This window comes from Streptosporangium sp. NPDC005286, assembly GCF_040607515.1.
Classification (GTDB): Bacteria; Actinomycetota; Actinomycetes; order Streptosporangiales; family Streptosporangiaceae; genus Streptosporangium.
The window spans coordinates 61,250-83,932 of record NZ_JBEXGU010000011.1 but is presented as its reverse complement, the minus strand read 5'-3'; the positions used below and the strand labels follow the sequence as shown (position 1 = coordinate 83,932).

At 69.6% G+C, this 22,683-nt stretch carries 19 protein-coding genes; 13 read left to right on the top strand and 6 right to left on the bottom strand.

Going from position 1 to position 22,683, the window contains the following annotated elements:
• Window positions 1–286 precede the first annotated feature (286 nt).
• The 3 genes from ABZU75_RS06865 (at window position 287) to ABZU75_RS06855 (ending at window position 6,090) form a co-directional block, all read left to right on the top strand.
• Complete coding sequence (locus ABZU75_RS06865) at window positions 287–1,576, top strand: MFS transporter (protein ID WP_355550291.1); 1,290 nt, start codon at window positions 287–289, stop codon at window positions 1,574–1,576.
• Window positions 1,566–2,660, top strand: coding sequence for a tetratricopeptide repeat protein (locus ABZU75_RS06860; protein WP_355550289.1), 1,095 nt, complete (start codon window positions 1,566–1,568; stop codon window positions 2,658–2,660). The genes ABZU75_RS06865 and ABZU75_RS06860 overlap by 11 nt, the downstream gene beginning before the upstream one ends.
• Window positions 2,661–3,465: 805 nt before the next feature.
• Window positions 3,466–6,090, top strand: coding sequence for a BTAD domain-containing putative transcriptional regulator (locus ABZU75_RS06855; protein WP_355550287.1), 2,625 nt, complete (start codon window positions 3,466–3,468; stop codon window positions 6,088–6,090).
• A 51-nt stretch (window positions 6,091–6,141) separates the two neighbouring features.
• Here the strand turns inward: ABZU75_RS06855 and ABZU75_RS06850 are convergent, their stop codons facing one another.
• The 4 genes from ABZU75_RS06850 to ABZU75_RS06835 all read right to left on the bottom strand — a co-directional run bounded on the left by ABZU75_RS06850 (window position 6,142) and on the right by ABZU75_RS06835 (window position 10,480).
• Window positions 6,142–7,311, bottom strand: coding sequence for a DUF6745 domain-containing protein (locus ABZU75_RS06850; protein WP_355550338.1), 1,170 nt, complete (start codon window positions 7,309–7,311; stop codon window positions 6,142–6,144).
• Window positions 7,312–7,658: 347 nt separating this feature from the next.
• Window positions 7,659–8,234 carry a TetR/AcrR family transcriptional regulator gene (locus tag ABZU75_RS06845; RefSeq protein ID WP_355550285.1) on the bottom strand — a complete coding sequence of 192 codons (576 nt, stop codon included), beginning with the start codon at window positions 8,232–8,234 and terminating at the stop codon, window positions 7,659–7,661.
• Between the two features lie 38 nt (window positions 8,235–8,272).
• Window positions 8,273–8,869: a hypothetical protein gene (locus tag ABZU75_RS06840; protein WP_355550283.1), complete on the bottom strand. Its 597-nt coding sequence runs from the start codon at window positions 8,867–8,869 to the stop codon at window positions 8,273–8,275.
• A 246-nt stretch (window positions 8,870–9,115) separates the two neighbouring features.
• Window positions 9,116–10,480 (bottom strand): FAD/NAD(P)-binding protein, encoded by a 1,365-nt coding sequence (locus ABZU75_RS06835; protein ID WP_355550281.1) that lies wholly within the window; start codon window positions 10,478–10,480, stop codon window positions 9,116–9,118.
• Window positions 10,481–10,793: 313 nt separating this feature from the next.
• Here ABZU75_RS06835 and ABZU75_RS06830 point away from each other — a divergent pair, with 313 nt between their 5' ends.
• From ABZU75_RS06830 to ABZU75_RS06820, 3 genes are all read left to right on the top strand, one after another.
• Window positions 10,794–11,141, top strand: coding sequence for a hypothetical protein (locus ABZU75_RS06830; protein ID WP_355550279.1), 348 nt, complete (start codon window positions 10,794–10,796; stop codon window positions 11,139–11,141).
• A 79-nt stretch (window positions 11,142–11,220) separates the two neighbouring features.
• Window positions 11,221–11,961, top strand: a complete 741-nt coding sequence (locus tag ABZU75_RS06825; RefSeq protein WP_355550277.1) for a hypothetical protein — start codon at window positions 11,221–11,223, stop codon at window positions 11,959–11,961.
• On the top strand, window positions 11,958–12,710 hold the full coding sequence (locus tag ABZU75_RS06820) for a GNAT family N-acetyltransferase (protein WP_355550275.1): 753 nt from the start codon (window positions 11,958–11,960) through the stop codon (window positions 12,708–12,710). The genes ABZU75_RS06825 and ABZU75_RS06820 overlap by 4 nt, the downstream gene beginning before the upstream one ends.
• Before the next feature lie 152 nt (window positions 12,711–12,862).
• Here ABZU75_RS06820 and ABZU75_RS06815 read toward each other — a convergent pair whose 3' ends face one another.
• Window positions 12,863–13,549, bottom strand: coding sequence for a nucleoside/nucleotide kinase family protein (locus tag ABZU75_RS06815; protein ID WP_355550273.1), 687 nt, complete (start codon window positions 13,547–13,549; stop codon window positions 12,863–12,865).
• A gap of 73 nt (window positions 13,550–13,622) precedes the next feature.
• Here ABZU75_RS06815 and ABZU75_RS06810 point away from each other — a divergent pair, with 73 nt between their 5' ends.
• Window positions 13,623–13,754 (top strand): hypothetical protein, encoded by a 132-nt coding sequence (locus ABZU75_RS06810; protein WP_355550271.1) that lies wholly within the window; start codon window positions 13,623–13,625, stop codon window positions 13,752–13,754.
• A 61-nt stretch (window positions 13,755–13,815) separates the two neighbouring features.
• Here the strand turns inward: ABZU75_RS06810 and ABZU75_RS06805 are convergent, their stop codons facing one another.
• Window positions 13,816–14,550, bottom strand: a complete 735-nt coding sequence (locus ABZU75_RS06805; RefSeq protein ID WP_350929266.1) for a GntR family transcriptional regulator — start codon at window positions 14,548–14,550, stop codon at window positions 13,816–13,818.
• Window positions 14,551–14,687: 137 nt separating this feature from the next.
• Between ABZU75_RS06805 and ABZU75_RS06800 the strand changes: the two genes are divergently transcribed.
• The 6 genes from ABZU75_RS06800 (at window position 14,688) to ABZU75_RS06775 (ending at window position 22,562) form a co-directional block, all read left to right on the top strand.
• Window positions 14,688–15,974 (top strand): extracellular solute-binding protein, encoded by a 1,287-nt coding sequence (locus ABZU75_RS06800; protein WP_355550268.1) that lies wholly within the window; start codon window positions 14,688–14,690, stop codon window positions 15,972–15,974.
• A 109-nt stretch (window positions 15,975–16,083) separates the two neighbouring features.
• Window positions 16,084–17,073, top strand: a complete 990-nt coding sequence (locus tag ABZU75_RS06795; protein ID WP_355550266.1) for a sugar ABC transporter permease — start codon at window positions 16,084–16,086, stop codon at window positions 17,071–17,073.
• On the top strand, window positions 17,070–17,900 hold the full coding sequence (locus ABZU75_RS06790) for a carbohydrate ABC transporter permease (protein WP_350929273.1): 831 nt from the start codon (window positions 17,070–17,072) through the stop codon (window positions 17,898–17,900). Before ABZU75_RS06795 ends, ABZU75_RS06790 begins: the two co-directional genes overlap by 4 nt.
• Before the next feature lie 57 nt (window positions 17,901–17,957).
• On the top strand, window positions 17,958–19,253 hold the full coding sequence (locus ABZU75_RS06785) for a beta-N-acetylhexosaminidase (protein ID WP_355550263.1): 1,296 nt from the start codon (window positions 17,958–17,960) through the stop codon (window positions 19,251–19,253).
• Between the two features lie 23 nt (window positions 19,254–19,276).
• Window positions 19,277–20,680 (top strand): cellulose binding domain-containing protein, encoded by a 1,404-nt coding sequence (locus tag ABZU75_RS06780; RefSeq protein ID WP_355550261.1) that lies wholly within the window; start codon window positions 19,277–19,279, stop codon window positions 20,678–20,680.
• Window positions 20,681–21,476: 796 nt separating this feature from the next.
• On the top strand, window positions 21,477–22,562 hold the full coding sequence (locus tag ABZU75_RS06775) for a cytochrome P450 (RefSeq protein ID WP_355550259.1): 1,086 nt from the start codon (window positions 21,477–21,479) through the stop codon (window positions 22,560–22,562).
• Window positions 22,563–22,683: the final 121 nt, after the last annotated feature.

Here is a 22,683-nt window from a genome sequence, read left to right as displayed (position 1 = left end):
ACACAGCGACACCGTCCTCACCCCGGGCCTGTCCACCAACCACAGCGACACCGTCCTCACCCCGGGCCTGTCCACCAACCACAGCGACACCGTCCTCACCCCGGGCCTGTCCACCAACCACAGCGACACCGTCCTCTAAGACGGCGAGGCACAGAGGCGTCGTTCCTCGCCGGAAACGCCCCGGCGAGGAACGGCAGGTTCAGGAAGGCCGCCAACGGCATTGAACGGTCCTTCTGAAACCACGGATCACCGCAGACGACAAGCAGGATAGGTGAAGCAGATGCCGGTGCGTGGATTAGTGCCACGTCTTCCACGACAGACCTGGCTCATTCTCAGCGGCGATGCCGTGTCCGCGCTCGGCACGGGGATGACACTGCCCTTCTTCCTCGTCTACCTGCACCGCATGCGGGATATCGACCTTGCCCTGGCAGGGCCGATCTTCTCGATGATCGCGGTCGCGGGACTCATCGGAAACCCTCTCGGCGGTCTGCTCTCGGACCGCTTCGGCGCGCGGCAGACCAGCGTGGCGGGCCTTGTCACCGTCGCCGCGGGAACCACGGGCCTGGCGGTCATCCAGTCGGCCTGGCAGGGATTTCTCGCGGCCGGGGTGTACGGGCTCGGCATCGCGATCACTGCACCGGCCTTCCAGGTGCTTCTCGGCGGCTCGGTGCCCGCGGAGTTGCGGGCGCAGGCCTTCGCGGTCCGGCAGGCCACCGTCAACGTCGGCCACAGCGCCGGAGGGCTGGTGGCGGCGTTCGTGGTGAGCTTCTCGTCGTTGCGGAGCTTCGTGATCCTCTACCTGTTGGACGCGGTGACGTTCCTGATCTTCGCCATGCTGATCGCCCGGTTCACGCATAATCCTCCACAGATCCAGAAAACGCCGATCACCTCCGTCGCGGGCGGTTATCGCGAGGTGGTTTCGAACCGGATGCTGCGGAGGGTCTGGGTTCTGGTGGTGGCCGTGGTCGTGTGCGGGTTCGCGGCCTACTACACCGCCTATCCGATCTACGCCACCGAGGTCGGCGGGCTCGACGCCGGAGGCCTGCGCTTCACCTTCATCGTGCAGACCTGCATGATCGTGGTCGCCCAGCTCATCGTGCTCCGTCTCATGACCGGCCGGCGCCGAACTCGCGGGTTCGCGCTCTGCGCCGTGCTGATGGCCGCGGCGTGGGCGACGGTACTGGTCACCCCGCTACTGGGAGACGGCGGGATCGCCCTGACCGGATTCACGATCGCGCTGACGCTGTTCGCCATCGGGGATGCCTTCCTCGCCCCGACCATCCCGCCGATCATCAACGATCTCGCCGACGACTCGAACAGGGGACGGTACAACGGGGCGTACACCCTCGCATGGACCAGTGGTTACGTCATCGGCCCCGGATTGGCGGGTATGGCGCTCGGCGCCGGCTACGGTTCGGTGCTCTTCATGGTGCTGGTGGGGGTGCTCGTCCTGGTGGCCGGCCAGGCGATCCGGCTGGAGCGGTTCCTTCCCCCGTCGGTGAACGGGGTCTCCGCCGAAACGACTCCCACCGAGGCGATCAAGGTGGCACAGGGGGGCGGCTCGCATGACGGCTGAAGAGACACCCGCCATGACGGACCTCGACCTCTCCCGTGAGCACGAGCGGGCAGGCCGCTATGCGGAGGCGTACGACGGCGTCATGGTCGCCGTCCGCGATCTCACCGGCGGCGCCCGCGCGGGCCACCCGGACGCCGGTGGCGATCTCGCCGACGCCCTGATGCTCGCGAGCCGGCTGTGCCTGCGCCTCGGACGCCACGATGAGGCCGAACGCCACCTCGAACGCGCGGCCGAGATCACCCGGACGGGCGATCCGGAGATCCGGCTACGGGTGACCGTGGACCACGCCGACCTGCTGCGGGCCAGGGGGCGCTACGGCGACGCCGACGTGATGCTCAGGAACGCGCTGGTCCTGGCGGAGGAATCCTGCGGCCCTGACTCCCTCGCCGTCGTCCGAGTCTGCAACAGCCTGGGCGTACTTCACAAGTACACCGGTCGGTTCGACGAGTCCGAGCGGTCGTACCAGCGCGCTCTGAAGATCGTCGAAGCCCTGCACGGCGCGGACCATCCCTACCTCGCCGACATCAATCACAACCTCGGCGGGCTGAACCACGCACGCGGCACCCACGCGCTCGGCGAGCCCTTCGCCCGCCGCGCGGTGGAGATCCGGCGGCTGGTACACGGTCCCGCCCATCCTGAGGTCTCCGGCGACCAGGTGGCGCTCGCCGCGATCCTGCGCGAGCTCGGCGAGGAGGAGGAGGCCGAGCGGCTGCTGCGCGAGGCCCTCGCCGTCTTCGAGGAGCACTTCGGGCCCGAGCACTACGAGGTCGCGTCGACTCTGAACAACCTCGCCGCGTTCCAGTACACCAGGGGGGATCTGGAAGCGGCTGAGGCGACCTATCGCAAGGTGCTCACGATCAAGGAAGAGCTTCTGGGCGAGAACCATCCCGAGCTGGCCGTGGCCCTGAACAACCTCGCGGCGACCCTGCGCGGGAGCGGCCGGCCAAAGGAGGCCGTGACGTTCCTGGAGCGGGCGCTGAACCTGCTGGACGGCGTGGTGGAGCGGGACCAACCCGTCCGGCTGGCCTGCCTCGGCAACCTCGACGCCTGTCGGCGGTTGATGAGCTCACCGGAAGCCCGGTAAATCAGCGGGCGCGCGTCCGGGACCGCGGCGTACCGTGCCCCCTCGACGAACCGCAGGGATGGATCTGACCGGCCTGTCGACACTGTTCGGCGGGCCGACCCCGTACCGGCCGCCTCCCCGCACCGGTTCGGCGACGCCTTCGCGGCGTACGGGGTCGCCCCGCCGCGTCCCCGAGCCACGGGCCGGCCGGGGAGCCGACGGCGGATCCGGACCAGCGGCCGTTCGCCTTCTTCGGCCACAGGGGTACGGCACCAGGTCCTCAGGCGCGTGCGTCGCGCCGGCAGCGGCGCGCACAGCGCCGAAAGGGGGCCTTGACGGGAGAGTCAGGCAGGTGGTCGAGACCACTGCCAGGGTTTGCAGTGGATTCCAAGCTCTCCTCAAGGGGGATCGGTGATTGTGATTGCGTTCAAACCGCTCGGTTCCGCAGTCCAGAACCAAGCCGCCCCCATAGGAAGACGCCCATGTCACGCCAGCCCGCACCCGGCTGTTCATCCACTACGACAAGCCAACTCTCCGCGGAGCCTCTCCACGATGATGTGATGGGGCGGTCACGCGGGTTGATGATCGATGTTTTCGGCGGATGCGTATCCTCGTGACGACGCCGCACCCGCAGTCGGTACTGAATCATTCCTTCTCCCCCTCACGCACCGCACGCGGGCGCCGACCCCGGCATGGCCGGCCTGGTCCTCCCGATGACCGCGGTCGTGGGATCCGTCGGAAATCCCGTTGCCGGTCCGCCCGCGAGTCGTCCTGATTCGCGGAAGACCGGCGTGGGCACGCTTGCGCGGCAGGCTGCGGCATCGCCATGTCCGAACTCCGGAAGTGGCACGTGCCAGGTCCAGGCCTGCCGACGCTCGATGCTGGGTGGGCACTAATGGTGGCATTTCGGGTTCTTGGAGCGTTCGAAGTAATCGGCACCGGAAGGCCGGTGAACCTCGGGGCACCACGACAGCGTTCGGTTCTCGGGCGATTATTGGTCGCCCGCGGCCAAGTCGTGCCGATCACACGCATGATCGACGACCTGTGGGGCGGCCACCCGCCGGGAAGCGCCGTCACCTCGGTGCACACCTACGTCTCCAACCTACGGCGCGTCCTGGAATCGGACCGCGCGGCGGGCACCCCGCCCCAGGTGCTGGTCACGGTCTCTCCCGGCTATGCCATACGGAGCAAGGAGGCGGACGCCTGGCGGTTCGAGGACATGGCTCGGCGGGGAGCCGCGTTCCTGGGCGCGGGAGACGCCCGCGCGGCTCTGCGCGAGCTCGACGCGGCAATCGAGATCTGGCGGGGACCGGCGTACGCCGAGTTCGCCACGGCCGACTGGGCGCTGTCCGAGATCTCCCGCCTGGACGAGCTGCACACCATGGCCGTCGAGCACCGCGCGGCCGCGGCGATCGCGCTCGACTCGCCGGGCACCGTGATCGCCGACCTGCGCGCCCACCTCTCCGAGCACCCGCTACGGGAGGAGGGATGGCGGCTGCTCGCGATCGCCCTCTACCACCAGGGCCGGCAGGGGGACGCGCTCGTCGCACTCAGACAGGCCCGCCACACCATCGCCGAGGAACTCGGCGTCGACCCGAGTCCGGCACTGCAACGGCTGGAAGCCGACATTCTCTCGCAATCTCCCGAGATCGCGCGGCCGGTCGCCGCGAACAAGCCCTTGGAGCACATGACCTCCTCCACAACGTTGTCCTCGCCGGAGAGACTCCGCCGGGTAAGGGCCGAGGCGGGTCCGGAGACCCTCGCCCCGATCTTCGGCAGGAAGAGGGAACTGGCCCTGCTCGCCGGGATGTCCCGGGGCATCGCGCTGATCAGCGGTGAGGCGGGCATAGGAAAGTCCGCCCTGGTGAAAGCGGTCGTCGCCGGACACTCGCGCTCTGGTCGGCAGGCCGCCGTCAGCCGCTGCCCGGAGACCGGCGGAGCTCCGGCCGGATGGGCGTGGGTGGAGATTCTGCGTACTCTCACGGCTCGCATGGCCCCCGCCAAGGCGGTGGCCGCGCGGATCCGGCGGCTGCTCGCCGATCCGGATGCCCCGTACCCCGTCCACGGTGACGCGAACCTCACCGCCGAACGGTTCCGGTTCCGCCGCGACCTGGCGGCGTACTTGGCGGAGGTGGCCCGGGTCTCCCCGCTACTGCTCGTCCTCGACGACTTGCACCGGGCCGACGATGAGACGCTGGCCATCTTCGTGGACCTGGTTTCCGAGCTGAGGGACGCCGAGGTCCTCATCGTCGGCACTTTCCGCGAGGAGGAGGCGGACGGACTCGCGGAGACACTGGCCACGCTGGCCCCCCACGAGCCGCTCCGCATCGTCCTGGACGGGCTCGACCAGGACGCGGCGGAGCGGCTCGTGGCCTCCGTCTCGGGCAGGGCGGTGACGCCTGGCGTGCTTGCCGCCGTAACCGACCGCACCGGCGGCAACCCCTTCTTCCTGCGCGAGACCGCCCGCCTGATCGCCACGGAGGGCGAGGACGCCGCCCTGTCGACCGTGCCCGCGGGGATACGCGACGTGCTCCGGCGCAGGTTCGCCCGCCTGCCCGCGTCCATCCGGGGCGTGCTGAGCGAGGCGGCGGTCATCGGCAGGGACTTCGACATCGACGTGCTGATCGATGTGAACGGCAACGGCGAGGAGGTCGTCGTGGAAGCGGTCGAGGCGGCCCTGACAGCCGGGTTGCTCGTCGAGCCCGAGGGTGGTGGGCTCCGCTTCACCCATGCCCTCACCCGGGACGCGCTCTACGGTGAGATGTCCCGCCTGCGGCAGATCCGCACCCACGGCAGGATCGCCGCGTCTCTCGAACGGCTCGGCCCGCGCGAGGCCGCCGCCGTGGCCCACCACTTCGCCGCGAGCGGCAAGCCCTCGGCCGCCGCTCGCCACTGCGTGCTCGCCACCGAGCGAGCCAAAGAACGCTCGGCGTACCGCGAGGCGGCTTCCCTCTGGGGACGGGCGATCGAATTCGCGGACGAGGAGGATCTGGAACTGCTCGTGCGACGGGTCACCGCTCTGGCGCTCTGCGACGAGCTGGACGACGCCAGGGAGCTGTGGAAGCGGGCGATCCAGCTGGCCCTTCCGCACGCCGACCCCGAGCTGACCGCACGGGTCGTCGGCGTACTGGACAAGCCGGCGGTATACGGCACCGGGGGTGGCGACAAGGGCTTCCAAGAGGTCGTCCAGGTCATCGAGGAGGCGCTCTCCCTGCTGCCCGCGGGCGACCACGCGGCACGCTGCCTGCTGCTCACCTCACTCGCCTTCGAGATCGCGGGTTTCGGAGGCGAGGAGGCGACCCGGTTCACCGAGGCGGCAGACGAGGCGCAGGCCACGACCAGGCGGCCGAAGGGCCCGGAGGCGGTGGATCGCGACCCGTGCCGTGCACCTCCGTACAGGCAGGCTCTGTTCATGAGCCGCCGGTTTCGCCGAGGCGGCGGAGGCGGGTGACGGGGAAGGGCACCGCGGCCACCACCGACCGGCCATTCGCGCATGCCGTGGTCAGGCCCGGTACGGCGACCTGTACCGATCGGCGGTCAACCCTCGGCTCCAGTCGACCGCGTCGAGCGGCGTGGCCGTCTCGGCGGGGACTATCAGCCCCGACTTGCCCGGGACCCCGTCACGCTCATTCCCGCCGTCGGCGGACAGCAGGACGCGGACGTGCTCCCCGAACACCTGCGTCGGCACGTCGTAGAGCGAGAGGGTGCGGCCGGGATCACCGGGGTCGGCGGCTTCCGCGACGAGCTTCAGCCCCGCGGCGGCGACGTAGCGGTACCAACCGAGGGATTCGATGGCGCACCTGCGGATCTCCTCGTTCCCCTCGGCCAGGATGGCCTCGGGGGTGGGATCGGTGATGACCCACTCGGGGACCCGGATGCCGTGCCAGGCGTGGAGCGCGTACCCGTCGGGCCAGGAAAGGGCGGGGCCGGTTTCGCAGTGAAGCCGATGGTCGTCGTCCCGGAGGATGGCGATGGGACGTTCGGACAGGACCACCGCCCCGTTCAGCGGGATCCACCAGCCGAGGTGCCGGCTCGCCTCCGCCAGCGTCTCCAGACGCTCGCCGGGCTCCAGCCCGGCTATCCGGAAAGCGCAGGTGTACAGTGCGATCCAATAGGCCTCGCGCCAGATGTCGAGGATCCCCCACACGTATGTGCAGGTCTCGGACCGGAACTGCTCCCACAGCCGGCCGAGGAGCTGGCCTCCAAGCTGGGCTCTGAGCTGCCGCCAGAGCTGCTCCCAGAGCCGTTCCTTGAGCTGGCTCCGCAACCGGTCCCAGAGCTGGTTGCCCAGCCGGGCCCTCAGCCGGTCGTGCATCTGGTCCTTGAGCCGGTCCTTGAGCTCCTCCTTGACCTGGCTCCTGCTGGAAACCCGCAGGTCGTCGCCGAGCCCGCTCCGGCGGACCTCCACGGACCGCTCCCCCGAGGGGTTCGCGGGGGGAAGCCGGTCGAAGGCCGTGACGGTCGACAGACATTCCATCGGGGAGTCGGCCCATATCACGAGAGAGGGGGCGTCCAGCCCGGCGGCGCCGTACGCGTGGCGCACGGCCCATTCCGCCCTGTCCTTGTCGACGGCCACGGTGGACAGTCCGTGGTCCATCCACTCGCGGAGCACGGCGTCAATGATTTCCTCGTGTTCAGAGGTGAGGTCACCCCCGAAGGCGGATGGACACATGGTGCTCAAGTGTTCTCTCCATTCGCACGTCAGATACTGACAGGACTGACGGATCTCCTGTCACGTAACGAGGTCCGAGCCGGACTGTCGGGCACCAGCTTCGCCTGCCGTTCTTGGTGGATGCTTGGCGCCCAGCGCACCGCACCTTGGCTCACGGGGTCGACGTCGCGAATCGGCCGTCGCACGCTCCCGGATGCGGCCTCTGCCGACGCGACCCGCCGAGTCGCGCTGTCTCATGGCGGGGCCGCGGGCGCGCTCCGCCCTGTGCGCGAGGCTCGAACGCACGGCAAGGCCCTCGGGGGACGGCCCTCGCCCCGGCCGAACGCGGGGCGGCCGTCATCTTGAGGTCAGCGAGGAACGAGCCGACGGGTGAGAGCGCGGGTCAGCTCCTCGATGTCACTTCCCGGCTCGGGCTGGATGTTGCCCTCCACGAACAGGTTGGCAAGACCGTGCATGAGCGCCCACGCCGCCAGGGCGACGGTCCAGTCGGCCGAACCGGGATGCCTCGCCGTGCCGCGCAGCAGCTGGTGCCCGGTTCGCTCGCGAGCGGCCACGAATTCGGGGTCCCTGGTGTCGAGCAGGTCGGTGGCGCGCATGACCGCGAAATACGCCCGGTTACCGGTGGCGAAGAGCACGTAGGCGACGCCGAGCTCGGCGAGCCCGCCAACCGCCCGCGCTCGCTCCAACTCGTCGGCCAGCCGATGGTAACCCTCCACGGCTATCGCGGTGAGAAGGCCCGTCTTGTTGCGGAAGTGATGGGTTGGCGCGGCGTGTGAGACGTCCACATGGCGGGCCACGTCGCGCAGGCTGAGCGCGGCGGGTCCGTCCTTCGCGATGGCCTCCATGGCGGCGTCCAGCAAAGCTCGTCGCAGGTCACCGTGATGATAAGGATATTTTTGATCACTCCTGCTCACGCGGGCCATACTAGCCGGATCTGTGTCCCGGGCAGGAGGACCACCCGTCACGGCCGGGGCACGGCGGTTCCGGGCTCCTCACCGGAATGATCTGCGGCTCCGGCACCGCTCGGGGACGAGCGGCCGACACGATCCGGTACGCCCTCCATTCTTTTCAGGTCGTCCGGCGTCTCTTTCCACAGGCGCGCGTCCGCGCAGATGCGGATCTCGACGACCTCGCTGATGTGCCGTCCTCCGCACCGGTCTCCGGGCACCACCAGGTGCGGCCCGCGCGCGTCCAGGTCGTCGTCGTCCATCCGGACGCCCACCAGCACCGGGACATCGCCGAACTCCGGGTCGATCTCCCCCCACGACAGCACCGCGTGATGGCCGTCGCGCCCCAGCACCGACACCAGGAACCGCAGCCGATCCTTGCGCTCGGAGGCGTCGAAGACCGGCCCGGCCGCGCGGGCCACATCCAGGAGCAGGGGGCCGGTGAAGCGGTGGTGCCGGGTTCCCGACGTGCGGCAGGCGAAGCCGACCTCCACCGTCCGCTGCGGCAAGGCCCGCAGATCGGCCATGCTCAACAGTCCGGGAAGGGACAGGTCGCCCGACAGGCGCAGCCGCCCGCCGGCGCGGACACGATCGGGGACGTCGATCGACATGGGCCTCAGCCCTCCCTCGCCCGTGATCAGGTCATGGACATGGACCTTTACCGCAATATTCCCGCCCCGCGTCTCGATCACACGCATATGCGAGGGTAAAGGCACATAACTATGGCAGACACGAGAGCCAGTCGAGATTTCTTCTCGCATCCGCATCCTGCGGGAGAGCGAACGCATCAATTTTTCGGCGTGATCCCTCGCTCCGAGTCCTTCCCCGGCCTCTCCCGCAGAGGCTGCTCCCCTCCTTCAGAGGCGGGGAGCGAGGGTGATCGCGTCGAGGAGGCGGGGGGCGAGGGCGGCGGCCTGGGCGCGGATCTCCGCGATCGCGGTGCTCTCGTACAGGCTTCCGCGCAGCAGCGGGCCCAGGGCGAAGATCCGGCCGTCCGGCCGTCCGGCCGCGTCCAGGACCACGCCGCCGGGGTCGGCCTCCAGGCCGAGCCCCAGACGGTCGGGCCGGGCCGTGCCGGTGGCGAGGAGAGCGGCCAGGAAGGGGTCGCGGGCGATGTCGGCGCCGGGACCGGTGGCGTTGACCAGCCAGCCGACGTCGAGTTCCCTGACCGCGCCACCGCCGGTGTCCAGGTGGACGCGAAGCCCGCCGGGGCCGGTCACGGCCCGGACCAGTTGCCCGCGCAGCACGTGGAGGCGGCCCGCGGCCCGCAGGGCGGCGATCCGGGCGGCGGTGGCGGGCGGGATCCGATGGCGGTGGACCTCCCAGTAGCGGGCGGCCAGGTCCAGGAACCGCCGCTGGTCATCGGGGGAGAGCCGGGCCCACAGGCTCTGGGTCTGCGGCCGCAGGCCGTCGACCACGCCGCACCAGTCGCCCCCGTTGTCCCTGACCGCGACGCGCACGGCGCGCAACAGGGTGGCGATCCCCAGCGGCCCGTCCGGGAACGGCGTCGCCACCGGGGGCGGCACGGGATCGGGGTGCGGCCGCGGCAGCAGGGCGTGCCGGGACACCGCGTACACCACCGCATCCGGGTGCGCCCCGGTCACGGTGACCGCCACATCCACCATCGTCAGCCCGGTCCCCAGCACGAGCGCCGGCGCGCCGTCGCCGACGCGGGCCAGCGCCTCCGGCGCCCACGGGTCGGCGACGTATCGGGGACTCCCTGCCTCCACGACGCGCGGCCAGGCCGCCGGGGCGCGATTGCCCAGCGCCAGGACGACGGCGCCGGCCTCGACGTACCCGCCGCCGGACAGATGCACCCGCAAGCCCGGATCGCCGGTCAAAGCCTCGGCCGTACCGGTCACCCTGCGCACCCCCCGGACGGGCCACTCCTCGGCGCCGTCCAGCAGCGCGCGCAGGTAACGCCCGTAGATCCGCCGGGGCAGGTAATCGGAGCCGCAAACCGCCAACCCCGCATCACGGGCCCAGCGCAGCAGGTGGCCGGCGTCGCCCTCCAGCCCGCTCATCTTGTCGGCGCCGGCGTTGAGAAGGTGGTGGGGATCGACGGTGGAATAGGCCTGCCCCAGCCCGTACCGCCCGTACCGGTCGATCATCACGACCTCCAGCGGCACGGCGCGCACCCGCGCCTCGCGCAGGAGGTGGACCGCGGCCAGGGTGCCGCTCGCGCCGCCACCCACGACGGCGACCACTTGAGAACCCGACATGCCACTCACAATAACCCACTAAACATGTAGGCTATATACCTAATTGCGTTGCGAACCGGCCCATCCCCGCCGTTCCGAGAGCTCATCAGTGGCCACAGCGGGGTGAACCGAGGATGCCGGCGATCTCAACCGACCACGTCCGCGCCCGCCGGACTCCCCAACCCCACCCGGCCGACCGGCGATGTCCACCTCGCGCGCACCCGCATTGCGCCGACCTCACCGGAGAGCGGCCGGCCGACACCCTCGTTGCGGTTGGCAACGTGCCCGTCGGGCGACTCCCGGCCCGCCATGACGGCGGCTTCCCCCCCGGCGCGTGAACGTTCTTTCCCCCCATCTGAAAATGATGTTTTCAGCTGGAACAAAAGCGAGCACCGGGCTGCGGTCCCCTCGGCCGCCTCCGGACGGCGCCGGACTTCACGGGATCGACGGCCGCGATCCATCCCAGGTGTTCGGAAGGGGGGCGGGCGGCGATACCGGCCCCGCGGGGACTCTTCAGGATCGAAATCACACCGCCGACGTCGATCCCGTGAAGTCCGGAACGCGCGAGGAATCCATTGACACCAAAGCCGGGACGATGCATCTTTACATCGACAAGTTCGACGCGGCGGACGCGGCAGAGATGACGGACGTCTGGGATTTCCAGCTGTTCAGGCTCTGTTGAGGCTGACTTACCGAGAAGCCCCGCCGTCGGACAACCGCATCATGATCATCCTACGGATGACGAACCAGGGAGACTTCCTTTGAGCACGGTCATGGACGAGTACGAAGGATCACTGCAGGCCAGCCGTCAGCGTTTCCTCGAAGACGCGGCCGTTTCCGAGATTTCCTCCGCCGTCTCCGACGAAAGGCTGTTCGCCCGCTGGATGCTGCGTTTCAACGCACACGGCGTCCACATGACGCATGACGTGGAGCACTGGATCTCCAGTGCCGGCGCGCGCTGCGGCGAGCTGGGCATGGAGAAGCTGGAGAAGGCGCTGAAAGCGCACGCCAGGGCGGAGGCCGGTCACGACCGGATGATGGTCACCGACGCGAAGGCCATCGCCGACTGGTGGCAGGAGAGGTTCGGCGAGCCGCTCGACACCGAGCTCCTGCTGGCCGCTCCCCCGCTGGCCAGCACGAACTTCTACGCCAAGCTCCACGAAAAGGTGATCTCGGGGCCGAAGCCGTTCCTCCAGCTCGCCATCGAGTACGAGATCGAAAGACTGTCGATCACGATCGGCCCCGTCCTGCTCGTCAACTGCCAGCGGGTCTTCGGCCCGGACACGGCGTGCTACAGCTTCCTGGCCGAGCACGTGGAACTCGACGCCGGCCACACCGCCTTCAACCAGCGGCAGCTCGGAGAGCTCCTCAAGCAGTTCCCCGACGCGCTGGACCTGATGGTGGAGACGGGCAAGACCGCGCTGACGTCGTACGCGGCCTTCATGGCCGAGTGCCTCGATCTCGCGAAGGCCGACCTGGAATCGGACAAGGTTGGCGCGTGAGCGCTCAGCCGACCGAACAGGAGCCGCGCTTCCCGATCCCCGAGACCAGGATGTGGCGCGAGGCGGGTTCCGTGGACACCAGGGAAGGCCTGATGGTCGACCTTCGGGTTCACCGGCAGTCACCCTTCGAGCAGCCGGCGGAGTGGCTGGAGGCGGTCCGCCGGTTCCGTGCGTGGGTCCTGTATGACAACGGCAGCAGACCGAGCTTCCGGGTCGCCGACACCCACTACGTCGACGCGCAGAGTCTCGACCTGGGCTCCTACCATCTCATCGCCTATCTGGAGGGCAGTGCGGAGATCGCCGGCTGCGTCCGCCTGGCGCCCCCGAAGCTGGCGCCCCGTTTCCAGACTCGGCGCCACCTCGGCGACCGGGAGTACGCCGACATGCTCGCGAACATGCAGGTTCCCGCCTTGTCGGTGTTCGAAGCCGGTCGGCTGGCCACGGCTCCCGAACTGCAGGGCCAGGGATTGGGCAGCTGGATGGTGAACGCGGTCGTCGCGGCCGGCCACGCCCTGGGTGCCTCCCTGTTGCTCAGCACGTCCGGCACCGACCAGGGCCAGCACCTGCTGTTCGGCCGCTTCGGCTGGCAGGCGTTCCCGGACACGGACAAGTTCTCCGCCCACTACCAGGACACCGTACGCGTGATCGCACACCGGCTCAGCCTCGGACCCACCGCGGCGGAACTGCGGCGGCACATGGACAACCTCTCGGCCGAGGGCACCACCCACATCCAGGGGATGCGCCTCTGACCCCGCTCCGCCTTCGGTGCACGACCTCAGCCCGCGGGAACTCGATACCCCGCTCCCCGCGGGCGAGAGGCCGCTCGATCCGGAGTTCGCCGGGCTGGGGATCCCCGCCCGCGGGCGTTCCGGAGCCGGGACGCCCGCAGGAAGGCTCATGGTCAGCCGGCCGTCTTCTCGGGGGAGCCGATCGAGCGGAGGACCGCGTCGGGGATGACGAGGTCTGCGCGGGAGCGGGTGGTGGCGACGAGGTCCGCGTTGCGCTGGTCGGTGCCCAGCACCCAGGCGACCGCGTCGTCGCGATCCTTGCCGAAGTACTCGTGGCGGGAGACGAGGCGGCGCACCCGCTCGTCGGGGCCGAGGTCGCAGTACCAGACCTCGTGGAGCCGCGGCCGTACGCGTGACCAGTCGCCCTGGTCGAGCAGCAGGTAGTTCCCCTCGGTGACGACGAGCCTGGCGGCCCGGGTGACCGGGATGCTGCCGGCGACCGGCTGCTCCAGGTCGCGCTCGAAGGCGGGCGCGTAGACCACGTCATCCTCGTCCTCGCGCAGGCGGCGGAGGAGTGCCGCGTAGCCGGCGGCGTCGAAGGTGTCGGGCGCCCCCTTGCGGTCGCGACGCCCGAGCCTGTCGAGCTCGACGTCGGCGAGGTGGAAGCCGTCCATCGGCACGTACGCCACCCACTCCCGCGCCGGCAGCCCCTCGGGAGGCGCCGGGCGCAGCATCTCGACCAGGTGCTCGGCGAGGGTGGTCTTACCGGCCCCCGGGCCGCCGGTGATGCCCAGCAGCGCGCGGTGCCCCTCCCGTACGAGAGAGCGGGCCCGAGCGGCGAGTTCGTCGAGGGAGGTCATCTCCCCGAACCTAGCCGAGCCGCCCCCCGTCCTCCAGCCCGGGTCGTACGCCTGCCGGAACACGATGGCGCGGTTGCACATCGGCATCTGGCGGCGGCGCAGGCGCGAACACCTCACCGGGGAGCCGCCCGAGCGGAGCCGGCAGGTGGTCTTCCCCGCCGACGAGGAGCAGGGGCTCTGGCAGGAGCTGGCCGCGATCAAGTGACCGGCTCGGGGCGCGCGGGGGGGGCGGCCCCGGGACCCGGCCTCCGGCTGACCCTGCGGGGTCAGCCGGAGTCGGCGTTGAAGGAGAGTTCCGAGGTCACCCGGTAGCGGTCGCCCCGGTAGATCGAGCGGGTGAACTCGACGATCCGGCCGCCGACGTCGCGGGTGGTGCGCTCGAAGAGCAGGGCCGGGGCGTGCTGGGGGACGTGCAGCAACTTGGCCTCGGTCTCGTCGGTGACCGTGGGCTCTATCGTCTGCACCGCGGTGCGGACGTCGACATTGAAACGTTCCCGGAGGAATCGGTAGAACGACCCCGACTCCATGTCGGCCGGGACGAGGCCGTCGACCAGGGCGTGCGGCAGGTGGATGCGCTCGATCGCCATGGGCTCGTCGTCGACGACGCGTAGCCGGACGACCCTCAGGACGGGGTCGGCGGGAGAGAGCTGGAGCCGGGAGGCGAGCCGCGCGCCCGCGGGGGCGGAGCCGAACTCCAGGATGCGGCTGAGCCAGTTGCCCTCGGCGGGTGGCGCGTAGAACGAGTTGCCCGTCGTCGACGCCAGCGCCTGGGTGACCCGATGTGGCCCGGTGAAGGTGCCGCGCCCCCGCTCGCGGACGAGCAGCCCCGACCTGACCAGATCGTCGATCGCCGCGCGCACCGTGGGCCGGGAGACTCCGAGCTCCCTGCAGAGATCCCGCTCCGAGGGGATCGCCTCGCCCGGTTTCATGTCGGCGATGAAGTCGAGCAGGACATCGCGCACCCGGTCGCGCTTGAGCCCGGACCTCATGTTTAGCGTCACGCCCCCACCTTACCTAGACCTTACCTATTTGTTACCAGCTGTCCGAGAAAAAACAAGCCTTGACGACGGAACTGGTAAGAGCCACCCTATGCGGAGCAGGCCAATTACTTACCAATACATGACCTCTGGGAGTACCGATGGGGCATCGCCTCCGCGCCACCGCGGCAGTGCTGACACTCGCCGCCGGCCTCACCGCATGCGGCTCCGCCGAGCCGTCACCCTCCGCGGACTCGCCCGGCTCGGCCGGTACCGGGAAGGGCGCCACGAACCTGACCGTGTGGGTCATGCGGGACAGCTTCTCCGACGCCCTGCTCGACCGCTTCCGCACCGACTACCTGGCGGCCCATCCGGACGTCACCCTGGACATCCAGGTCCAGGAGTGGGACGGCATCGGGCAGAAGGTGACCAGCGCCCTGGCCAGCAATGACGCCCCGGACGTCATCGAGGTCGGAAACACCCAGGTCGCCGAGTACGCCGCCAGCGGCGGGGTGAAGGACCTCACCGACAAGGTCGCCGACCTGGGCGGCGGCGACTGGCTGCCCGGCCTGGCCGAACCGGGCAGGATCGACGGGCGCCAGTACGGCATTCCGTGGTACGCCGCCAACCGGGTGGTGATCTACAACAAGGACCTGTTCGCCAAGGCGTCCATCACCGCCCCGCCGAAGACGAGGCAGGAGTGGCTGGAGATCACGGCCAACCTCAACAAGGGCGGCGACCAGGGCATCTACCTGCCCGGCCAGAACTGGTACACCCTGGCGGGATTCATCTGGGACGAGGGCGGCGACCTCGCGGTCAACGAGGGCGGCACCTGGAAGGGCGGCCTCGGCACCCCCCAGGCGCTGGCCGGCATCGAGTTCTACCGGACCCTCCAGGCGCTGGGCAAGGGCCCCAAGGACTCCGACGAGGCCAAACCGCCGCAGGCCGACGTCTTCGCCAAGGGCGACGTCGCCCAGCTCATCTCCGCGCCCGGTGGCGCGGTGGCGATCGAGAAGGCCAATCCGGAACTGAAGGGCAAGCTCGGGTTCTTCCCGATCCCGGGCAAGACCGCCGACAGGCCGGGCGCGGTGTTCACCGGCGGCTCCGACCTGGTCATCCCCGAGGCCTCGAAGAACCATGAGGCGGCCTACCAGGTGGTCAAGGCGCTGGCGGGCGAGAAGTTCCAGGTCGACATGGCCAAGGAGATGAGCTACGTGCCCAACCGCGTCTCCCTCGCGGGCGCGCTGAGCGGCAACGAGGCGACGGCCGCGATGGCGGCGGGCGCCGCAGGCGGGCACGCCACCCCCAACTCCCCCAACTGGGCCGCGGTCGAGGCCAAGAACCTGATCAAGGAGTATCTGACCAGGGTGCTCACCGAGGGTAACGCCGCCACCGAGGCCGCCAAGGTGGACCAGGGCATCGCCGAGATCCTCAACACCAAGTCCTGACACCCGACCGGCAGGCCGGCCACCCGGCTTCCCCGCACCATCCGCACAACCCGTGCCGGTCCGCGCAAGCCTCACACCGCCCCCCGTACCGTCCGCTCCGAGGAGTGCCATGCCCGCTGCCTCCCAGGCCCCGCCCCGGCGGCGTGCCCGTGACCGGGACGCCACCGCACCCGCGCCGCCCGCGCCGCGACCCGGCGCGCGGCCGTCCCGGCTGAACGGCCTCTGGCCCTACCTGCTGATCGCGCCCACCCTGGCGGGCACCGCCTACCTGCTGCTCTACCCGCTGGTCCGCAGCGTCGTCATCTCCTTCCAGCACTTCAGGACCGGCGAGTTGATCCGCGGCGGGGCGGCGCTCGTCGGCCTGGACAACTACACGCGGGTGCTCGGGGGGGCGGAGTTCTGGGCCGTGGTGCGCAGGACCCTGCTCTGGACCGCCGTCAACGTCGTCCTCATCATGGTCGTCTCCACCGCGGTGGCACTGATGATCGCCCGGCTGGGCCGCAGGATGCGGCTGGCCGTGATGGGCGGCCTGGTGCTCACCTGGGCGACCCCCGTCCTCGCCGCCACCACGATCTTCCAGTGGCTCTTCCAGTCACGGCTGGGGGTGGTCAACTGGCTGCTGGTCACCTTGGGGTTCGAGTCCTTCAGGGACTACACCTGGTTCGCCCACGGCACCTCCACCTTCGCCATCCTGGTCGCCCTGGTCGTCTGGCAGTCCGTGCCGTTCGCCGCGCTCACCCTGTACGCGGGCCTGACCACCATCCCCGCCGAGCTGTACGAGGCCGCGCGGATCGACGGCGCGAGCGGGCGGCAGGTCTTCACCACCGTCACCTTCCCCATCCTGCGGCCGCTCTTCGGCCTGATCACCTCGCTGGAGGTGATCTGGGTGTTCAAGTGCTTCGCCCAGATCTGGGCGATCAGCAAGGGCGGCCCGGAGGAGGCCACCACCACCCTGCCCGTCTACGCGTTCCAGGTCGCACAGTCACTGCACAGGTACGACCTCGGCTCGGCGATCTCCAGCCTGACCGTGCTGATCCTGATCGCCCTCCTGATCACCCATCTCCGGCGGATGCTCAAGCACGAGGGAGAGCACCTGTGACCGTCCCGCTGCGCCGCGTACCGCTGAACCTCGCGGCCCTGACCGTGCTGGCCGTCTCGGTCTTCCCCGTCTACTGGATGGTGCTGACCGCGTTCAAACCCACCAGGGACATCCAGTCGCAGACCCCGACCTTCTGGCCCGCCCACCCCACCCTGGAGCACTTCGCGACCGCGGTGAGCGCCGACGGTTTCTGGACGTTCTGGGGTAACAGTCTCACCGTCACCGCGAGCGCGGTGCTGCTGGCGCTGGTGGTCGCGCTGCTCGCCGCGTTCGCGGTGGCCCGGATGCGCTGGCGCGGGCGCAGGGCGTTCGTCCTGATGGTCTTCATCGCCCAGATGGCCCCCTGGGAGGCGCTGCTGGTGTCGATGTTCATCATCGCCCGCGACACCGGGATGCTCGACAGGCTGTCGATGCTCACCCTGATCTATTTCATGACGACGCTGCCGTTCACCATCGTGACCCTGCGCGGGTTCCTCGCCTCGATCCCTCCCGAACTGGAGGAGGCGGCGCTGATGGACGGGTGCGGCAGGATGGCCGCCTTCCGCCGGGTGGTCCTGCCGCTGCTCGCCCCCGGCCTGATGTCCACCTCCCTGTTCGGCTTCATCACCGCGTGGAACGAGTTCGCCTTCGCCAACGCGCTGATCATCAAGAACCAGGACGACCGGACGCTGCCCGTCTGGCTCTCCTCCTTCAGCAACGTCTTCGGCACCGACTGGGGCGCCACCATGGCCGCCTCGACCCTCTTCATGCTGCCGGTGCTGCTGATCTTCCTCGTCCTGCAGCGCAGGGTCACCTCAGGGATGATCGCCGGCGCCGTCAAGGGATAGGTCCCACCGTCCGTCCACAGGCGCGCCCTTCCGGGGCGCCGTGAAGGGAAGACCAACGTGATCATTCCGAGGCCACGGGAAGTGGTCGTCGACGGGGGCTCCGTCGCGTTCCGGCGGGACCTGCTGCGGCTCATGCCCGACGATCCGTCCCTCGACGAGGAGGGCTACCGCCTCGACGTCTCCCCCTCGGGCGTCGAGCTCACCGCCGGCGGCCCGGCCGGCCGCTTCTACGGCTCGCGGACCCTCGCCCAGCTGGGGCCCGAGGTGCCGTACGGGACGATCGAGGACCGGCCGAGGTTCGCCTGGCGCGGGGTGATGCTGGACGTCGCCCGGCACTTCATGCCCAAGGCGTTCGTCCTGCGCCTCGTCGACCTGCTCGCCGAGCACAAGCTCAACGTGCTGCACCTGCACCTGACCGACGACCAGGGGTGGCGGCTGGAGATCGAGCGCCATCCCAGGCTCACCGAGGTCGGCGCCCGGCGCGGGGGGTTCTACACGCGACAGGACATCCGGGAGATCGTCGCCTACGCGGCGGAGCGCTTCGTCACGGTGGTGCCCGAGATCGAGATGCCCGGCCACGCCCAGGCCGCCATCGCCGCCTACCCCCACCTGGGCAACGACCCGTCCCGCCAGGTGGAGGTCTGGTCGGAGTGGGGGATCAGCGAGCACGTCCTCAACCTGGAGGAGTCCACGGTCCGCTTCTGCCAGGACGTGCTCGACGAGGTCTGCGACCTCTTCCCCAGCACGTACGTGCACGTCGGCGGGGACGAGTGCCCCACCACCGAGTGGGAGCGCAGTCCGGCGGCGCGGCGGCGGCTGGCCGAGCTGGGGCTGGCCGGACCGCGGGACGCGTGTGCCTGGTTCATCGGCCGGATGGCCGCCCACCTGGAGAAACACTCGCGCAGGCTGGTCTGCTGGGACGAGCCCGACCGCGCGCCGACGCCCGGCACGACGGTCATGGTCTGGCGGGACGAGCAGGCCGACCGTGGTGACAACGAGATCATCCTGGCGCCGCACACCCGGACGTACTTCGACTACCGCCCCTCGGCCGCCCCCTTCGACGAGCAGCCGGCCGGGTCGGACTCACCGACGGTCCAGGAGCGCGTCCTCACCCTGGCCGACACCTACGCGTTCGCACCCGACCCGGCCGCGCGGGGCGTGCAGTGCCAGTTGTGGACCGAGTACATGCCCACACCCGAGCGGGTCGAGTTCATGGCCCTGCCCAGGATGTGCGCCTTCGCCGAGGTCGCGTGGGGTTCGCCCGGCGACTACCCCGACTTCCTCCGGCGGCTCGGCCCGCACCTCGCCCGGCTCAGCGCCCAGGGCGTCCGTGGTGGGCCGCTCATTCCCTAGCACAACCCAGGAAAGGAAAGCACGTGCGCAGAAAGCTGTTACTCGGCGGGCTCGTGTCCGCCATGCTGCTCGCCCTGGTGGGCGTCGCGGCGAACCCGGCCAGCGCCCAGCAGTCCCTCCGGCTCCAGTACAAGACGAGCGCCACCGGCGCGACCGCCGACCAGGTCGAGCCGTGGTTCAACCTGGTCAACAGCGGCACCTCGGCCGTGCCGCTGAGCAGTGTGAAGATCCGCTACTACTTCAAGGCGGACTCCGGGGCGACGCAGTACCGCTTCGCGTGCTCGTGGGCCGTGGTCTCCTGCTCCACGGTCACCGGGACCTTCGGCACGCTCTCGCCCGGGACGGCCACCGCCGACCGCTACCTGGAGGTGGGCTTCACCTCGGGGAACCTCGCGGCCGGGGCGCAGACCGGTGACCTGCAGCTGCGCTTCTACCGGTCCGACTGGCAGCGGATCACCCAGAGCGACGACTACTCCTTCGGTCCGGCCCGCACGACCTACGGCGACTGGACCAAGGTCACCGTCTACCAGAACGGCGCCCTGGTCTGGGGCACCTCTCCCGTGGGTGGCGACCCGTCCCCGTCGCCGACCCCGTCGGTCCCGCCCACCAACCCCGGGGGCAGCGGGGTGGTGTTCGACGACTTCTCGTACGGCAACGCCGACGACCCCAACCTCACCGCGCACAACTGGACGGTGCGCACCAACAGCGGCGGCCCCGGTGTGCCCGGCGCGAGCTGGCCCAAGCAGAACGTGACCTTCCCCACGGTCTCCGGCACGAACAAGGCGCTGCAGCTCAAGGCGGTCACCGACGGCACCGGTGCGGGCACCCAGCAGTCGGAGGTACTGCACCAGCGCAAGTTCCTCGAAGGCACCTACGCGGCCCGGGTGAAGTTCTCCGACGCCCCGGTCAGCGGCCCCGACGGTGACCACGTCGTGCAGACCTTCTTCACGATCACCCCTCTGGCCTTCGACATGGACCCCGACTACAGCGAGCAGGACTTCGAGTACCTGCCCAACGGCGGCTGGGGCGAGCCCGGCAACATCATGTACACCACGTCGTGGGAGACGTACCGCAACGAGCCCTGGGAGGCGGTGAACGTCCACACCGAGGTCAGGCAGAGCTACGCGGGCTGGCACGACCTGGTTCTCCAGGTCTCCGGCGGCCAGATCAGGTACTACATCGACGGTGCCCTCTTCGCCGAGCACGACGGCATCTACTACCCGGAGACGGTGCAGTCGGTCAACTTCAACCTCTGGTTCATCAGCGGCGGCCTGGTCGGCAGCTCCACCCCGCGCGACTACGTCCAGCAGGTCGACTGGTTCTACCACTCCAAGAACGAGGTGGTCGCCCCCGCCGAGGTCCTGAACCGGGTCAACGGCTACCGCTCCGCCTCCACCTCCTGGGTCGACACCGTCCCCAACCCCTGAGATCCCTGCCCGCACGACCAGGACGCACGGCCCGCGCCCGCCTATGGCGCGGGCCGTGCCCCTTTCTCTTTCCCAGGCGCCGACGCTTCCATGGCCCTTCGGGCCGGGCGACCGCCCCTCGCATCGGAGCGCGGCGTCCGTCCGCTCGGCCGCCCCTGGTGTAGCCGAGGCTCTGCCTCCGCCAGGCCACGATGCGCCGGTCGTCGTACCGGCCGAGGACCCGATCGGTCGCGACCAGGATCCGGACCTTCGGCTTCGCGTCGGCGGCGGTGAATCATTGCCTTTCCAGGCGTCGTCGTGTCGTATCTCGGTAGCAGAATCCGGCTTCGCGGTTGGAATTTACTTGTAAATTGCTTGGAATCGGCCTACCGAGTTCGGCGGGGAAGAAACGGGCATCAACCGCCCCGTCGCGATACAGGCCATATTCGGCATTGAGGGATTGACACAAAGGCATCGCGGAGTGAGATGATGCGTCTCGCTGCTCCACCGAGCAGTGGATATCCCCTCCTGTACCCCGCCGGACAAGACTCCCCGCACAGTTGAAAACCGACTGGCCTAAGTCCGCTCAGGATACCGTCGGCCATTTCAGGTTAACCGGCATGGCGACTCGGCTTCGGACCGCACGTTCGTCTCATAAAACATTCCGTACCGCACGACCACAGAGAAAAGGCCCGGCAGGATGACCACACCCCCTGTTTTCACACCGGACTTCTTCCAGAATCCTTATCCCACCTACAGATGGCTCAGAGAGAACCATCCCGTTTTCCGGACGACCATTCCGTTCACCGATGTCGGCGTGTGGCTGATCAGCAGGTACGGGGATGTCAGGGAGGGTTTCGCGGACGCCCGCCTCAGCAGCGACTACCGAAACGCGTCCCCCGCTTTCACCGAAGCCTCGCTGGCCTTCGGCTCAGGGACGATCGCGGAACGCTCCATGGTCAATCTGGACCCGCCGGACCACACGAGGCTGCGGAAGCCGGCGACCGCGGCCTTCAGCGGCCGGAGAGTCGCCCAGTGGGAAGCGGCCATCGAGAAGATGACGGATGCCCTCCTGGGCGCCGTGCCGACGGGCGAGCCCGTGGACGTCATGAACCACCTCGCCACCCCGCTCTCGGTCGGGCTGATCTGCGACGTCGTGGGCGCCCCGCCCGGCGACCGCGCGAGGCTGCGGGAATGGGGAGACCTGATGTTCACGGCCGACCCGGCCGAGCGTCACCTGGCGCACGGCGCCATCGAGTCCATGCTCGCGTATACCGGCGACCTCATTCTTCGGAAGAAAGACGACCTGGGCGCCGACCTGCTGTCCGATCTGATACGAGCGAGCCAGACCCCCGGGGCGCTCGACGAGGACGAGCTTCTCACCACGGTGTTCGGAATCATCGTGGCCGGATACGAAACGTCCATACGCCTGGTCGGAAGCACCTTCCTGGCCCTGCTGGACCACCCGGAACAGCGTTCACTGCTACGTCGGGATCCCACGCTCATCGATTCCGCGATCGAGGAGGTGCTCAGGTACGACGGCCCCACCGCATCGCCCATGTGGCGTTTTCCCACCACAGACGTGGAAATCGCGGGAGTCACGATACCGGCGCACGAGCCGATCCTGCTGCTGGTCGGATCGGCGCACCGGGACTCCGCCCACTATCCGGCTCCCGACAGTTTCGACATATCGCGGGAAGACAAGCGCCACCTGGCGTTCGGGCATGGAATTCATCGCTGCGTGGGAGCACAGCTGGCACGCCTGGAAGCGAAGATCGTCATCGGCAGGACGCTGGGCCGGTTTTCGAGGATGTCGCTGGCCGTTCCCCGGGACGATGTCGTGTTCGCACCGTCTTTGATCATGCGTGGCCCGGCGCACCTGCCGCTGATCTTCGGGAACTGACCGCCTTCGCGGGCCTCCGGGGAGCGGGCCCCTGAGGTCCCCGACTCCCGGCGGCCCTCTCCCGCGCGGCCCGCGCCTCCACCGGCGCGGGCCGCGCCCGCCTTCTTCCCCAGGCACCCCC